Source organism: Aliiglaciecola sp. NS0011-25, assembly GCF_040370605.1.
In the GTDB taxonomy this organism is placed as follows: Bacteria; Pseudomonadota; Gammaproteobacteria; order Enterobacterales; family Alteromonadaceae; genus Aliiglaciecola; species Aliiglaciecola lipolytica_A.
Window position 1 is genome coordinate 1 of record NZ_BAABWR010000034.1, and the last position, 15,821, is coordinate 15,821.

Annotated in this window: 12 protein-coding genes and 1 tRNA gene; 6 read left to right on the forward strand and 7 right to left on the reverse strand. The window is 39.0% G+C overall.

What is annotated here, in order from left to right:
* Positions 1–194: 194 nt before the first annotated feature.
* The gene (locus tag ABWV72_RS20245) at positions 195–647 is read left to right on the forward strand and encodes an RNA recognition motif domain-containing protein (RefSeq protein ID WP_216047925.1); all 453 of its coding nucleotides are present in this window, start codon (positions 195–197) and stop codon (positions 645–647) included.
* Positions 648–701: 54 nt separating this feature from the next.
* Here ABWV72_RS20245 and ABWV72_RS20250 read toward each other — a convergent pair whose 3' ends face one another.
* Positions 702–4,691, reverse strand: coding sequence for a hybrid sensor histidine kinase/response regulator transcription factor (locus ABWV72_RS20250; RefSeq protein WP_353372749.1), 3,990 nt, complete (start codon positions 4,689–4,691; stop codon positions 702–704).
* 91 nt (positions 4,692–4,782) lie between these two features.
* Between ABWV72_RS20250 and ABWV72_RS20255 the strand changes: the two genes are divergently transcribed.
* The gene (locus ABWV72_RS20255; protein WP_342806756.1) at positions 4,783–4,974 is read left to right on the forward strand and encodes a hypothetical protein; all 192 of its coding nucleotides are present in this window, start codon (positions 4,783–4,785) and stop codon (positions 4,972–4,974) included.
* 322 nt (positions 4,975–5,296) lie between these two features.
* The gene (locus ABWV72_RS20260) at positions 5,297–5,848 is read left to right on the forward strand and encodes a PEP-CTERM sorting domain-containing protein (RefSeq protein WP_353372751.1); all 552 of its coding nucleotides are present in this window, start codon (positions 5,297–5,299) and stop codon (positions 5,846–5,848) included.
* A 211-nt stretch (positions 5,849–6,059) separates the two neighbouring features.
* Here the strand turns inward: ABWV72_RS20260 and ABWV72_RS20265 are convergent.
* From ABWV72_RS20265 to purE, 3 genes are all read right to left on the reverse strand, one after another.
* Positions 6,060–6,135 (reverse strand) — tRNA-Thr (locus ABWV72_RS20265).
* 206 nt (positions 6,136–6,341) lie between these two features.
* On the reverse strand, positions 6,342–7,484 hold the full coding sequence (locus ABWV72_RS20270; protein WP_353372753.1) for a 5-(carboxyamino)imidazole ribonucleotide synthase: 1,143 nt from the start codon (positions 7,482–7,484) through the stop codon (positions 6,342–6,344).
* Positions 7,481–7,972 carry a 5-(carboxyamino)imidazole ribonucleotide mutase gene (gene purE, locus ABWV72_RS20275; protein WP_303502155.1) on the reverse strand — a complete coding sequence of 164 codons (492 nt, stop codon included), beginning with the start codon at positions 7,970–7,972 and terminating at the stop codon, positions 7,481–7,483. Before purE ends, ABWV72_RS20270 begins: the two co-directional genes overlap by 4 nt.
* A gap of 456 nt (positions 7,973–8,428) precedes the next feature.
* Between purE and nhaA the strand changes: the two genes are divergently transcribed.
* Positions 8,429–9,583 carry a Na+/H+ antiporter NhaA gene (gene nhaA / locus ABWV72_RS20280; protein WP_216047931.1) on the forward strand — a complete coding sequence of 385 codons (1,155 nt, stop codon included), beginning with the start codon at positions 8,429–8,431 and terminating at the stop codon, positions 9,581–9,583.
* Positions 9,584–9,666: 83 nt separating this feature from the next.
* On the opposite strand, the gene ABWV72_RS20285 is transcribed toward nhaA, so the two are convergent.
* The 3 genes from ABWV72_RS20285 to trxA form a co-directional block, all read right to left on the reverse strand.
* Complete coding sequence (locus ABWV72_RS20285) at positions 9,667–10,947, reverse strand: amidohydrolase (protein WP_353372756.1); 1,281 nt, start codon at positions 10,945–10,947, stop codon at positions 9,667–9,669.
* 128 nt (positions 10,948–11,075) lie between these two features.
* Complete coding sequence (rho, locus tag ABWV72_RS20290) at positions 11,076–12,341, reverse strand: transcription termination factor Rho (protein WP_216047933.1); 1,266 nt, start codon at positions 12,339–12,341, stop codon at positions 11,076–11,078.
* 270 nt (positions 12,342–12,611) lie between these two features.
* Complete coding sequence (trxA, locus tag ABWV72_RS20295) at positions 12,612–12,938, reverse strand: thioredoxin TrxA (RefSeq protein WP_008845982.1); 327 nt, start codon at positions 12,936–12,938, stop codon at positions 12,612–12,614.
* A 99-nt stretch (positions 12,939–13,037) separates the two neighbouring features.
* On the opposite strand from trxA, the gene rhlB reads away from it, so the two are divergent.
* Complete coding sequence (rhlB, locus tag ABWV72_RS20300) at positions 13,038–14,297, forward strand: ATP-dependent RNA helicase RhlB (protein ID WP_216047934.1); 1,260 nt, start codon at positions 13,038–13,040, stop codon at positions 14,295–14,297.
* Entirely contained in the window at positions 14,297–15,808 is a 1,512-nt protein-coding gene (locus ABWV72_RS20305; protein ID WP_303502159.1) for a Ppx/GppA phosphatase family protein, read from the forward strand. Before rhlB ends, ABWV72_RS20305 begins: the two co-directional genes overlap by 1 nt.
* Positions 15,809–15,821 lie beyond the last annotated feature (13 nt).

Consider the following 15,821-nt stretch of genomic DNA (forward strand, 5'->3'; position numbering starts at 1 on the left):
GGTTTATTTCAAATTAATGACAAATTCTCGAAAAAACACGACTAAAGCCCAATAAACGGACAATGTTTGAGCGGGTCGAGCAATCTATAAGCAAACAAATTTGGTTATCTGTTTATTTATGCGTAACATGGCAGTGCTTTCTTTTCCTTTTTAAAAGAAATCCTATAACAATAATCATATTAGGTAATTACTACATGAAATCTTTCTCTTTATTAAACACACTATTCGCTATAGCATTTTCAATCATTGCTTACTTCGCACTCCCAGACGATTTTACTTCCGTTCAATTGGCCTTCATTTTCGGCTTACTTTTCGGAGCAATCGCCATTCCTCAATTTTCTAAACTTATTTCTGAATCCAAATCAGTTAAAAGTTCAGCAGAAGACATATCATCAACCACCACTCTTTATGTTGGTAACCTTCCATATAAAGTAGACGAAAATGCAGTATCTGAACATTTTTCAGAATTTGGCACTGTAGCCTCAGTTCGATTAATGAAAGACCGCCGCACTGGAAAACGCAAAGGATACGGTTTTGTTGAAGTTGCCAGTAGCAGTGCAGACAAAATGATTAAGAAGTTAAACGATACTGATTTTCAGGAACGTACATTGAAAGTACGGTTAGCCAAAGATAAAACTGAAGGTTAAATCGCAGATACAATTAAGATAAATGCAAATGGCGCTTAAAAAGCGCCATTTTTTTTAATCCGCTTTCATTTTTTTGATATAAGCTTTGGGAGACAGCCCAAATTCCTTTTTGAACTTGTTGCTAAAATAAGCCGACGATGAAAAACCAACATTAAAGGCAGTTTCAGTTATCTGCTTGCCATTGAGTAAATCGTCTTTAGCTTTAATAAGGCGGTATTTTCTCAGTAGTTCAGTAAAACTAGAATTAGTAAATGCGGTGAGTTTACGATTTAATTGCCTTTCACTTATGGCGAGTTCAATAACTGCTCGACTTCTACTACAACGATTATCTTTATAGTTATCTTCTAACCAGTCAATAAATTTGTCATAAAAGCGCGTATCCCGCTCAGAAGACATGCAATCGCTATTTAATTCGAAAATATTCTTATTTTCAACACCATTGAAATTATATTTTTGTGAGATCTTTCGTCTTATTTCTAGTAAATTTTTCGCCCTAGCCAACAATTCTAAGTTATTAAAAGGTTTCTTGATATAGTGATCAATATGGTGTCCCCAGCTCGCCATTCGAGTTTTATCATCGCCTTTGGCAGTCAACATGATGATGGGAATATGGGACGTCAGTTCGTTTTCCCTTATCTTGCCGGCTAGCTCAAAACCATCTGACACTGGCATCATCAGGTCAGTAACAATAATATCCGGTATTATTTCCAATGACTTTTCGAACCCTTCTTGTCCATTTTTAGCAGAATAACAATCGTATTCCTTGCTAAAAATTAAACTTAAATAATTACGCATATCGACTTGGTCTTCCACTATCAGGATTGAAGGCTTCTTAGTAGCTTCATTATTTACACTTGATATAGTGCTATCGATATCGACAACTTCCAATTCAGTTTTGTTATTATCGATTGAAGTAGATACAAACAATTCAGATTCTGTAATAGAAGTAACATTACTTTTAGGAAGGCTAATTATAAATTTTGTACCCTCGCCAATTTGACTTTCGACTTCTATATTGCCCCCATTAGCGTTAACCAGCTCCTTGACCACTGCTAAGCCTAAACCGGATCCATTGGCTTCGGAAGCGTTTTCCAATCGAGTAAATCGGTCAAAAATCAAATCCATGTTTTCAGCTTCTATTCCTAAACCATGATCAGCTATTTCTATTGTGAGAGTACTATCTACGCTTGAAACACAAACAACGACATCACCACCTTCATTGTTATATTTAAAAGCATTCATTAGTAAATTCGAAAGTATTTTTTCCAAAGAGTCAGCAATGTAAGTACCAGTTCCCTCACACGTATTTTTAAAAATTAATTGCTGTCCTTTACTTAACGAAATTGGTCTAAATGATTCAACGATTATTTGAATAGAGTTATAAAGATCATAGTGAACCTTATCATCCAACCTACTCGAATCTATTTTCGATAATTCAAGTACTTGGTCGACTAGATTAGTTAGTCGAAATGCATTAAGCCTCAATATATCTAAAAACCTTTTTGATTTTTCGTCTGTAATAGACTTCGCAAGTTGTTCAATAGGGCCAGAAATTAAAGCAAGTGGTGTCCTAAACTCATGAGATGCATTTGCATACAATAATTCTTTATGGTGCAACGCATCACCTAACCTCCGTTTACTTGTAGCCAATTCCTTTGTTTGTATTAGAACAGAGGACTCTAACCTTTCATTGAGGGACTTAAGCTGAAAAGTTCGATATTTAGAAAAACCAATTAAAGCAAGAATACACGCAATAATATAGACAGTGTAAGCCTGCCAGGTCTGCCAATAAGGAGGTCGAACCTTAATCTTTAATGAATTTACGGGTTGTATACTTGCACTTTTGGGATCCACGACACGGACTTCAAATAAATAGTCTCCGCTTGGCAATGTTGAGTAAGTGGCTGATGCATTTTTCGTAGAAGCGTCAACCCAACTATTATTCAAACCAACTAACCTATATTGAAATTTCAATACATCACGATCTACAAAGTTATTCGCGGCGAAGCTTAATTCGAATAAAAATTCATCATAAGAAATCACCATTGGTGTATTATTCTCAACAGATTTAATCAAATCTAGCTTTTTTGAGACCATGCCTTGTTCGTCCCTAAGCAACACCATGAGATCAACAAATACTGTTTGGTTAACTTTTTTGAGGCGCTTATCGAGAAATCGATTGGCCAAACGAGTATTTACTATATAATTTTCTCTATCTCCGGCAATCAGTATTTGATCATCTGTCAGATTTATTGAAGCAGTTATTTCAAAGTCGACATCTTTAATACCGTCTTCTTTACCGAGTTTAATTGAGGTCTTATTAACGTGGTCATATCTAACCAATCCCTGATTGGTCATTACCCAGAAATACCCCTCCGAATCCTGCACAAGCTCTCTTATATGTCTAGAATTCGCAGTATAAACAGTATCAATATATTTTAAATCTCCGGAATTTTCATCTAAATAAGCTAGCCCAGCCCCATCGGTACAAAGCCAAATGACCCCTTGATTGTCTTCCAATAAACAATTGTTAATATATGCTAATTTTTTATCAACAATAAGATTTTCTACATCTATTTGTTCAAGTTCGCTAAGGCTCTTAACTCCATAAAACCTTAGCGCTACAATTATTTGACCATCAGTTTTTTTTAGCAAAATATCAGGATTAACACTTTTAACTAATTGCTTATAGTTTCCATACTTATCAATTCTATAAATACCCGGGGATTTTCCACCTATCACGCCAAATAGAGAGTAACTTTCTGAGTAAGACAAAATAGAAGTGATTTCCCCCCCTTTTAAATCTATATTGAAGTACTTAATTTCATAATCTCCGCCTTGCTTAAAACCAACCTCCGCTAACCCTAATTTATCTGAGAATATTAAATATGCATTTCCAGACAGCTTTCTAATTGAGCTTACAAAGCCAATATCTTCTGTAAGCTCTTTTATTACGAAAGTATCCAAATCGAATTCTTGCAGACGATTATTAAAAGATAGCATTAGCTTTTCGCCATCGAAGAAACTCTCTTCAATCGAGCCTGAACTACTTTTAGATAAATTCAAATATGCAATCGAATTATTTATTGAATTGAATGTGGTGATACCAAAAAGAGGACTAGAAAAAACAAAAGTGTCATCATCAAAAACACTAACATCATAAACGTCACCAAAATCGACCCCTCCCATTTCATCAAAAATTTTAACTGTTTCTGGCTGTTTATTATTCATAAACTCTATTCTTTTAAATCCATTTTGATAAATCCAAAGATCTTGATTTCCAAACTTAAAAATTTGAGTGACGTCCTCATCAATACTGTCAGTTAGTAAAAAGCCAACTTGATTATTTTTTCTATCAATTGAAAGTAGTCCTTTGTTTGTCCCAACAAGCAAGGTATTTGAATCTAAAACAAAAACAGTGTGAAACTCTAAAATATTCTCAAATTTATCGGGGGAAATAAGCTCCAAGATCTCCCCGTTATTTGAACTGATTAACTTATTGTATTCATCAATCGCATAAATAGTATTTTCAGCAATCTCGAAAAACGTAATATCTCTCGTATCAGCAATAGATGAATCTAATTCTAATTTATACTTTCCTGTTGCAATTGAATAACTATATATTTCTCCGCCACAACTGAAATAAATAACTTCATCGATACCTTTGATATCGCGGCAAAATAGGGACACTTTTTCTTTAATATTGAAATCGACTTTATAAAACTCATCGGCTTCTAAAAAATAAATACCTTTCCCAAAGGTTGCAATCCAAATTCCCCCTTGAATATCTTCGTATATGGATTCAACATCATATTCAAACAGAGAATGATCTTTTTCCCCATAACGTAAAACATAAGAGCCAGTAATTGCAAAGATTCCATTTTCTCCCCCTAACCATAAAGAAGACTTCCCTTTAAAGAGCGAGTGAGTAGCACCTAAAGGACTATCTTCAAGTGTCTTTTTCGACTCAAAAGAATATGAGTTAACACAATAAATAAAAGCTAAAATTGACAGTACATTTCTAAGTTTTTGTCCCAAAAACACAACTATTTGTCCCACATTTAAATGTTAATATTTATGAATCTTTACATAATTAATATGGTACAAAAAATGTACTCTAACAAGTGAGAATATAATGAACTGCAAATTAAACTTAAAAACAATGCAAGAAATTGCCGATGACTACCTCACAGAAATTCAAGGTGGAAGCGACTTGCAATATGCCAATTTTGAATTTAGAAATGTATCAGGAAGAGAATTACACCCTATGGATCCTGCCAAAAAAGGGAAAAAACTTAACCCGCCATCAGATATAGGCAACCCATAATGTTGTATATTTCAAAAAAACATATAATTACTCAAATCAAGTAAATACTTAATAAACCGGCAGCAACTTATTAAAATGAGTTGCTACCGGTTTACTATATTGACACTCGGTATAAGTCACATCCCAACTATCCAATAACGTCCAGTTCTTTTACAAAACCCCTCTCCCACCACCTGTACAAAAAACAAACACATTGAAAACATTGGTAATTTTCACATTGGTTTAATTATTGCTCTTGTAAATTATTGCATTTGTTAGTTATTACATTTGCGATGCAGGGCTTAGCAGTTAATACAAAACAAATCATTAAAGGAAGAAGACGGTGATAGATAAAATAAAAATAAAGGTAATACAATTGATGTTAGTAATGCTGGCATGTTGCTCAGCGCCGGCTTTTTCGACGTTAGTTTATTCAGATACTAATGGGACTGGGGATTTTTGGGCTCGTCCAATTTATCAAGGACCGGCAATTTCGTCATCAGGGCCGGTTCAATATCATGTACAAAGTTTTTATACTGCTGGTTCGGGAGAATTCAATTTTAGCAGTATCCAGGATTATGATGGTTATTTGCATCTATACGAATTTGATTTCTCGCCAAGCGATCAATTAGTCAATTTGTTAGCCGGTGATGATGATGGTTCAGGCGGTATAGGCACCTCAGAATTTAGTTTCAATTTAGTGGGTTTTCAGCAGTATTATTTGGTGACAAGCGCGTTCGCAGCCGGAGATATTGGCAGCTTTACCAATACCGTAAGCGCAGATGATAATGATATTGCGGTATTCGCTGGGATGGTTTCTGTGCCCGAGCCATCTACATTCGCTATTTTTTCCCTAGGTTTGGTGGGGTTAGCATCACGTCGTTTTAAGAAATAAACAAACGATAACGTCCAGCGAGTTTTGAATCAGCACCTTTGATTTCATCGGTGCTTTTTTTGTGTCTATTTTTTGTGTTTGTTTTTGGGATGAGTCTTACTTGGAAGTGATATCTACACGCCATTTTTCGATTGCTGTCTAAATAAGCCAACGTCTGGACTACAGAACGTCTGGGAATTTAGCAGATAGATAAAAAGGCATAAAGAGAAAATGGTGCCGACTGCCGGAGTCGAACTGGCGACCTACTGATTACAAGTCAGTTGCTCTACCAACTGAGCTAAGTCGGCACACTAAGGTGACGGCTTTTGATTTACTGATGTAAGTCGTTCTACAGCAGTGACAAGGTTGGTAAATCTTGTCTCAAAAGCGAGGCGCTATTTTAATCGCAGATTGAATCTTGTCAACAGTTGTTTCTCTACTTATTGGGTTTTATTGCAAGTTTTCATCTAAGCGCCTGATTTTTCATCGCAGTGGTTAAGTTATCAGCACCCCATTAATCTATTTTTGCTAGTTTATCTGCTTCATCTAACAATTTAGGGAAATGTTCGACTGGAACGTATTTGGCCAACGTAGTCATCAGTTCAGCCAAGTCGGCATAACTGTCACCGGTTAAATTAATATGTCCCATCTTACGTTTTGCTCTGACGCTTTTACCATACAGATGCAAGTGGCAGTGATCGAGACTGAGTAAATCAATAGAATAGTCATCGCAACCAATAATATTGATCATCGCACTTTTGCCGTGAGCTTGGGTATTACCTAATGGCAATCCCGAAATGGCGCGCATGTGATTTTCAAATTGGCTGCAATCAGTGCCTTGCATACTCCAATGACCAGAGTTATGCACCCGAGGCGCTATTTCATTAACCAATAATTGATTGCCTACTTGGAAAAACTCTACGGCTAACACACCAACGTAATCAAATTCATCAACTAATTTTGTAAACGCGGTTTGCGCCTGCGCAGTTAGTTGACTATCAATATCTGGCGCGGGGGCAACCGATACATGGAGCTGACCTTGATGGTGCAGATTTTCAGCCAGGGGGTAGAACTTAATGTCACCGTGTAATCCGCGAACACCAACTAACGACAACTCGCGGTCAAATGGCACCATTTGCTCGGCAATTAAAGGCACCTGCTCTAAATCTAAATCGGCTAATTGTTGCTTCAATGCAGGTAAATCTTGGTTACTAGATAAACGCCATTGACCGTAGCCGTCGTAGCCATCACGACTGGCTTTGATAATCAGTTTTTCGCCTAATTGGGCTACCGCATCATCGAGTTGTTCGATGTCAGTAATAATGAGGTGTTTACTGTTGTTGATCTGTAATTTCTCGAGTACGTTTTTTTCACGCACGCGATCCGCACCGGTCAAAATAGCTTGCATGCTTGGGTACAGTTTTCCGCTGCTTTGCGCCTGTTCCAGCAAATCTTCCGGTACATGTTCAAACTCAACCGACAATGCATCGGCCATATCGATAGCTTGTTCAATACTGATATCGAGTTTTATTTTACTAATGGGATCAACCACAGTGTGATTGGCAACATCCACCGCGTAGACTTTGAATCCCAGAGGCACGGAAGATAGGTACATCATTTGTGCTAGTTGCCCTGATCCATAGATCAGTACGTTCATTCAGGTAACTCCAGTTCATCTAAAGCAAGTACAGTATCGGTTTGCTGTTTTCGAAACGCAATAACGGCTTCAGCCACTTTCTTATCGTGTAGCGCAATAACTTGCGCGGCTAGCAAACCTGCATTAGCTGCACCCGCTTCGCCAATCGCTAAAGTACCAACAGCCACACCTTTAGGCATTTGCACTATTGAATATAGTGAATCAACACCACTTAACTGACTGGAGCGAACAGGTACACCAAAAACTGGAATATGTGTATGCGCAGCAATCATGCCCGGCAGGTGAGCCGCGCCACCCGCTCCGCCAATAATGACATGGTAATCGTTATCAGCAGCAGTTTTAGCAAATTCAGTTAGTAAGTCTGGCGTTCTGTGTGCGGAAACCACTTTTGCATCAAAGTCCACACCAAGGTTTTTCAACATAATTGCAGCTTGCTGCATGGTTGGCCAATCTGATTTTGAACCCATTACTATTGCCACTTTAGGCATATCTGCTCCTAAATTTTTAGGTCTGAGAACCAACTGAATGTCGGTAATAAGTTTAGAGGATAAATATTTTAGTCAAATAGTAAAAATGATAGTTAAAAAGCAAACTCTCGTTAGCCCCTACTCCACCTTCGCTTAAATAAAATATACGTAAACCTAGAACAGGAATACTACCCTCAATAATTGAGGCGGCAGATTGTAGCCTAATTTTCGCCCAAGCCCAAATCTTGCTAATACGAAATTAAACATTAAATGCCCAAAGGGAGGATTTTATGTAGGTTATTCAAAAATAACTGGGCTTTTTTATGCATTATCTACGTAATAAACAGGGGATTAGCTATTATATGTAGTGATTAACGTTAACATGGCATGGATTTGATAAAAGTAGCAATTAACTACGCATTCTATGCATCCACAAGCTAACCTTAAGGTTGTAATGTAGTTTAAAAGGAGTGATTAATGTTAGACAGGTTTTTAAAGAAAGAATCCGCCGGCGGTATCCTATTAATGTGCTCAGCTGTGCTTGCATTGCTTGTAGCCAACTCTCCTTTTTCAATCATTTACGATTTACTCATCGAAATGCCAGTAGTTATTCAAATTGGCGCGCTGGAAATTAATAAACCATTACTTTTATGGATTAATGATGGGTTGATGGCCGTATTCTTTTTTATGGTGGGCTTGGAACTCAAACGGGAAATACTAGAGGGTGGTTTATCCAATCCTGCGAATATAGTGTTACCGGCCAGTGGCGCAATTGGCGGCATGCTTGTACCTGCAGGCATTTATGCATTTTTCACTTGGGGAAACCCGGTGGCGCTAGCAGGTTGGGCGATACCTGCGGCTACCGATATTGCGTTTGCGATGGGTATTTTAGCGCTGCTTGGAAGTCGCGTCCCCACCAGCTTAAAAATATTTTTAGTGACCTTAGCAATCATCGACGACATTGGTGCCATCTTAATCATTGCCGTGTTTTACAGTGACAATATTTCTACTTGGCCATTAATTGTAGCGGCTTTGTGTTTAGTCATTTTGACCAGCATGAACCGTAAAAATGTCCAACAGATCCCCTCCTACATTTTAATTGGCGTGGTATTGTGGGTTGCCATGCTCAAATCCGGTGTTCATGCTACCTTAGCGGGTGTGTTATTAGCGTTCTTTATTCCTATGCGGGACAACAATAATCCCAACCTATCACCTGTAAAAACCTTAGAGCACAGTCTGCTTCCGGCGGTCAATTTTGTCATACTGCCAGTTTTTGCCTTTGCTAACTCGGGGATCAATATTGCCAGTATCAGCGTGGACTCAGTATTACACCCCGTCACCTTTGGCATATTCTTAGGGCTGTTTGTAGGCAAACAGGTGGGGGTATTTGGATTTAGTTGGTTGGTGATAAAATTAGGCTTGGCTAAACTGCCTGCGGATCAAAACTTTACGCAATTGTATGGCTGCGCGATTTTATGTGGTGTAGGTTTTACCATGAGTTTATTTATCGGCTCGTTAGCCTTCGAACAAACCGGCAACAATGCATTTTTTGATGAGCGACTCGGCATATTATTAGGCTCAATAGTGTCAGCGGTGACTGGTTATCTGGTGCTGAAAAAAGCAATTAAATAGTTTTAGAAACCGGTAATAAGATTAAAGCAAAACGGCATCTAAATAGATGCCGTTTTTTTAGTTAACTATCTGTGGTATCGAGACTAATTTTGTTTCATGTAGTCGATTGTCATATTAGTTAATAGACGAACGCCTAATTTCATTCCCTCGTCATCCACATAAAAATCAGGAGTGTGGTGAGCAGGCGCATCTTTAGGGTCAACGTCTAAAGGTTTTCCACCAACCCATAAGTACAACCCTGGGATCTGTTCTTGGAAGAACGAGAAATCTTCTGCGCCTGTTACCGGTTTACTGTAAATCACTTTATCTTCGCCAGCGGTCTTAATAAGAGTTGGCAGCATAGTCGATGTCAAGTCATGATCATTAAAGGTAATTGGATAAGAATAGTCTAATGGAAGCGTTAGCTCAGCTTCAGCACGCATACTATCGGCGATGCCTTTAACCTTTCTTGGCATGGCTTCATACATGAGGTCACGGGCTTTTTTGTTTAAGGTGCGAATAGTGCCCACCAGCTCAACTTCGTTAGGAATGATATTAGAGCGCACTCCACCATTAATTGCGCCAAAAGTTACCACGGCAGCATCGTCTAAAAGTTGAACTTCACGACTGACGATGGTTTGAATACTCATAATCATTTGTGCAGCCGTGACAATAGGATCAACACTCATCCATGGGTAAGCGCCATGTGCTTGCTTGCCTTTTATAACAATTTTGAAAGGGTCTACCGCCGCCATTACACCACCTTCGCGATACAAAACAGTATTAACATCGGCAAGTGAGCTAATGTGTAGTCCAAATATAGCGTCCACATCTGGGTTTTTAAGAACGCCCTCTTTCACCATTAATTCAGCGCCACCTTCTTCTCCGCTAGGTGCTCCCTCTTCAGCTGGTTGAAAAATAAATTTCACTTTTCCACGCAGCTCGTCTTTCATTCCCACTAGAATTTCAGCCGCTCCCATCAGCATTGCAATGTGCGTATCATGTCCACAGGCATGCATCACAGGTACATCTTTACCATTGTATTCGCCCCTGGCTTTAGATTTCCAAGGTAAATCATTATTTTCTGGAACCGGTAAACCATCAATATCAGCTCGTAAGCCAACGACAGGTCCGGGCTTGCCACTATCTAAAATTGCCACCACGCCGGTCACTGCCACACCAGTTTGAACTTCCAGCCCTAGTGACTTTAAGTGTTTAGCAATGTATTCAGCAGTTTTAACTTCACGATTTGATAGCTCAGGATTTTCATGTAAATGATGACGCCATTGAATAACTTTGGCTTCAATTTTATCCGCCATTAGATCGACAGTGTCAGCAAAACATAAGGTAGGTAAAAGTGACAATGTGAGGAGTAGCTTCTTCATAATTCCCTTCTTTTTAGTTATTTTTATTAGCGTACGAGACTTTTTATATCACAATTTGCAGTACAAATAAAAAATCCACTGGAGCACAAACTACAGTGGATTTTTAGATCTTAAAAAATTAGGTATTGTTAGCTTTTTTGACGTTTCATCGCATCAAAAAATTCTTCATTGGTTTTAGTCATGGCTAATCTACCAATTAAGAATTCGATAGCGTCAATCTCAGACATTTCGTGGACTATCTTACGTAAGATCCACATTTTCTGTAATTCTTCTTGAGTGGTAAGCAATTCTTCACGACGAGTACCAGAACGATTGAAATCGATAGCTGGGAACACACGTTTTTCAGCAATTTTACGGTTAAGGTGCAGTTCCATATTACCTGTACCTTTAAATTCTTCGTAAATGACTTCGTCCATCTTCGAACCAGTGTCGATCAATGCTGTTGCAATAATGGTCAAGCTACCGCCTTCTTCCACATTACGTGCAGCACCAAAGAAACGCTTTGGTTTGTGCAAGGCGTTAGCATCAACACCACCGGTTAGTACTTTACCTGATGAAGGTATAACGGTGTTGTAAGCACGCGCTAAACGAGTAATAGAGTCGAGTAGTATTACCACGTCTTTTTTATGTTCAACTAAACGCTTGGCTTTCTCAATGACCATCTCGGCAACCTGAACGTGGCGACTCGCTGGCTCGTCAAACGTAGAGGCAACAACCTCACCTTGCACCAAACGTTGCATTTCAGTTACTTCTTCTGGACGCTCATCGATCAACAATACCATTAATTCGCATTCTGGATGATTAGCTGCAATTGATTGCGCAATATTCTGCAGCAATAATGTTTTACCGGCTTTAGGCGGAGCAACAATCAAACCACGTTGACCAGCACCAATGGGTGAAGCCAAATCTAAAATTCTTGCAGTCAAATCCTCTGTACTACCATTCCCACGTTGCAACGTAAAACGTCGATTAGCGTGTAACGGTGTTAAGTTTTCAAAAAGGATTTTGTTGCGGGAGTTTTCTGGTTTGTCGAAATTAACTTGATTGATTTTCAGTAGTGCAAAATATCTTTCGCTGTCTTTAGGTGGACGTATTTTTCCAGCGATGGTGTCTCCGGTTCGCAAGTTAAACCGGCGAATTTGGCTGGGAGATACATAAATATCATCCGGACCGGCCAAATATGAAGAATCTGATGACCGTAAAAATCCAAAACCATCTTGGAGTATTTCGAGTACGCCATCTCCGAAAATATCTTCGCCGCTTTTTGCGTGCGCTTTCAGTATGGCAAATATAATGTCTTGTTTGCGAGCCCGAGCCATATTATCTAGGCCCATCTTTTCGGCTAATGCTACAAGTTCGCTGATCGGTTTATTCTTTAATTCTGTTAAATTCATATTGGTGGGTCTTTGTGATTTGAAATGTGCTAAAAGGCACCCTGTTTTATTAGTTTCAGGTTTTTTGGCTAATTAAATTCGTTTTACTCTATGGATTGAGCGCGAAATTTGGTGAGTTCAAGATATGAACAATCGAAAGTTAGCACCAATTAGTTGTTCCGTCCAGCGAAAAACGATGATTAATGCAAAGAATGTTTATTTTTCGTTAAAAATACAAAAAATACGCAGAAAAACCAAATTTAAGTGAGTCGTTCTGCGCATTAATTGAGTTTAGATATTGTCGTTCAAAAACTCAGCTAACTGGGTTTTTGACAATGCACCTACTTTGGTAGCAGCGACATTTCCGTCCTTAAACAATAGCAAAGTGGGTATACCACGGATGCCATACTTTGGCGGAGTTTCATTATTTTCATCGACATTCAACTTGCCAACTGTTAACTTGCCGTCGAACTCGCCAGCAACTTCTTCTAGAATTGGCGCAATCATTTTACATGGGCCGCACCATTCCGCCCAGAAATCAACTAGGACAGGACCAGCAGCATTGATAACATCGGCCTCGAAACTATCGTCAGATAACTGGATAATTTTGTCGCTCATACTTTTCTCCGTAATTGGTCTCTCGCTGAGATAGTTCAGCGCATAATGAGAGTTTTATAGAAACTGGTTTTTAATGCAAGCACTGATAAGCTATAAGCTATGCAAACTACACATTTAACTGAAACACATTTTTCTGATCTGCCCATCCATGAGGATGTTTTAAAGGCATTAACAGAAGCAAACTTTATCCACTGCACGCCAATACAAGCGTTAAGTCTGCCGCACCTTTTGGAAGGGCAAGACATTGCAGGTCAAGCTCAAACAGGAACAGGAAAAACTATTGCTTTTCTTGTTGCCACATTTCATCGATTACTGACTCATCCAAATGAATCAGGTAAGCAACCTAAAGCTATTATAATGGCACCTACTCGAGAATTGGCAGTACAAATTTACAATGACGCCGAATTATTGAGTAAACACACCGGATTATCGCTTGGTTTGATATATGGGGGTGAAGGTTACCAAAGTCAACGGGAATCTTTGCAATCAGGTGTAGATATTATTATTGGCACCACTGGCCGTATAATCGATTATTACAAACAAAATGTTTTTTCCTTGGAAAATATTCAAGTTGCTGTGCTCGACGAAGCAGATCGCATGTTCGATTTAGGCTTCATTAAAGACATTCGATATATGTTCAGACGCATGCCCGATGCAACCAAACGTTTAAGCATGTTATTTTCTGCCACTTTGTCTTATCGAGTTCAAGAACTTGCTTACGAGCATATGAACAACCCCACACATGTGAAGGTTGAACACGACAAACAAACAGCCAGCCGTATCCAAGAAGAGTTATTTTATCCTTCTGATGAAGATAAAATGCTGCTACTTCTGACCTTGCTAGAAGACGAATGGCCTGAAAAAGCGATTGTTTTTGCTAACACCAAACATACCTGTGAGAAACTCAGTGATTGGTTGGAAGCTGATGGTCATCGTGTAGGCTTGTTAAGTGGTGATGTTCCACAACGTAAACGTTTAAAAATACTAGAAGATTTTAGTAAAGATAAACTGGATATTCTGGTTGCCACCGATGTAGCTGCTCGTGGTTTACATATCGAAAAAGTGACCCACGTTTTCAACTATGACCTACCCGATGATGCGGAAGATTACGTTCACCGCATTGGACGAACTGGTCGCGCTGGCAAAAGTGGACATGCAATTAGCTTCGCTTGTGAAAAATATGCGTTGAATTTACCTGCAATTGAAAGCTATATTAGCCGTCCTATTCCAGTAAGTAATTATGACCAAGAATCGCTACTTGAAGATATAACACCACCTAAACCGCAGTACAAAAAGCGACAACAAAGTGGTAAAACGTATCAGAAGCGACCGAATAACCGCAATCAGAAAAGGCGTTAATGGAAAATCAGCCAATTACATCGGTAACCAATGAAGACCAACTGTATGCCGCAGTTGATCTCGGTTCCAACAGTTTTCATTTAGTTATCGTTAGGGTCGTTTCTGGCTCGGTTCAAATTATTGGCAAAGTAAAACAAAAAGTAAGATTAGCCGCTGGCTTAAATGACGGCATGATGCTTGACCAAGTCAGCATGGAGCGAGGCTGGCGTTGCTTGGAAACCTTTGCCGAACGCCTGCAAGACATCCCCTTATCGAACATCAAAGTAGTTGGCACCGCCACCTTACGTTTAGCCAAAAATGCCAATGTATTCATCGAAAAAGCGCAACAAATTCTAAATCAAAAACTCGAAGTTATCAGTGGCGAAGAAGAAGCGCGCCAAATCTATTTGGGCGTAGCCTATACATCCGCGAACCAAGGAAATACCTTAGTCATTGATATTGGTGGAGCCAGCACTGAAGTGATTATTGGCAATGACATGCAGCCCATCAACCTGGTTAGCTTAAACATGGGTTGCGTGACATTTAAAGAACGATATTTTATCGATGGGGTTATATCTGAACAGAACATGCACAACGCCATTGAAGAAGCCAAACAAAAATTATTGCCTGTTATAGATGATTTTATTTGTTTCGATTGGCAGCAATGCCTTGGCGCTTCAGGAACCCCCCAAGCCGTTGTTGAGATCCTCGTCGAACAAGGTATTAGTGATGCCATCCGCTTAGATTATTTGCATAACTTGGTACAGCAATGCATTGATTGTGGCAATTTAGATAATTTAGATATTGAAGGCCTTACAGAGGCAAGACGAGCCATATTCCCGAGTGGTTTGTGTATTTTAGTCGCATTATTTGAACAACTTAAAATCCAAGAAATGCAAATCTCAGGTGGCGCTCTCAGGGAAGGTTTGATTTATGGGATGCTTGAGAATTGCGAAAAAAATGACCGCCGCAGTCATTCAATTAACGATGCCATTAAAACCTATCATATCGATGAACAACAAGCACAAAGAGTGTGTAATGTTGCGGTCAACTTTTATAAACAATTGTGTTCACAATCTAATATTTGTAATTTTGATGCATTAGCCGTTATTGAAGCTGCATCGTTATTGCACGAAATTGGTTTGCATATTGAATATAAACAATACCATATCCATGGTGCTTATATTCTTAGCCATATTAACCTTAACGGCTACTCACAAATGCAACGTAAGAGTATTCGAGATTTAGTATTGAGTCATCGAGCAGAACTAGATTTGAATAAGTTCTCCCAATATCACCCTGATATGCAACCTTTGTTATACGGATTGGTTCGCATCTTAAGGTTGTCGTGTTTACTTTCGATTCGCAGAAAAGATGACTTGTTGCCGGAAATTAAGTTACAAATTGATGAGCAACATTGGCACTTAACTTTTCCAGAGGGTTGGCTCAGAGCTCACCCTCTGATAGATGTAGAACTGGCGAATGAAAAGTGGTTACAGCACAAAGCCGGATTACCACTTTCCTTCCGTTAGTTGGATTGAATCG

Excerpts from the sequence above, each read along its gene's own strand:
- ABWV72_RS20245 (WP_216047925.1), top strand. The coding sequence starts at position 195 with ATGAAATCTTTCTCTTTATTAAACACACTATTCGCTATAGCATTTTCA.
- ABWV72_RS20255 (WP_342806756.1), top strand. The coding sequence starts at position 4,783 with ATGAACTGCAAATTAAACTTAAAAACAATGCAAGAAATTGCCGATGAC.
- ABWV72_RS20270 (WP_353372753.1), bottom strand. The coding sequence starts at position 7,484 with ATGAACGTACTGATCTATGGATCAGGGCAACTAGCACAAATGATGTAC.
- purE (WP_303502155.1), bottom strand. The coding sequence starts at position 7,972 with ATGCCTAAAGTGGCAATAGTAATGGGTTCAAAATCAGATTGGCCAACC.
- nhaA (WP_216047931.1), top strand. The coding sequence starts at position 8,429 with ATGTTAGACAGGTTTTTAAAGAAAGAATCCGCCGGCGGTATCCTATTA.
- ABWV72_RS20285 (WP_353372756.1), bottom strand. The coding sequence starts at position 10,947 with ATGAAGAAGCTACTCCTCACATTGTCACTTTTACCTACCTTATGTTTT.
- rho (WP_216047933.1), bottom strand. The coding sequence starts at position 12,341 with ATGAATTTAACAGAATTAAAGAATAAACCGATCAGCGAACTTGTAGCA.
- trxA (WP_008845982.1), bottom strand. The coding sequence starts at position 12,938 with ATGAGCGACAAAATTATCCAGTTATCTGACGATAGTTTCGAGGCCGAT.
- rhlB (WP_216047934.1), top strand. The coding sequence starts at position 13,038 with ATGCAAACTACACATTTAACTGAAACACATTTTTCTGATCTGCCCATC.
- ABWV72_RS20305 (WP_303502159.1), top strand. The coding sequence starts at position 14,297 with ATGGAAAATCAGCCAATTACATCGGTAACCAATGAAGACCAACTGTAT.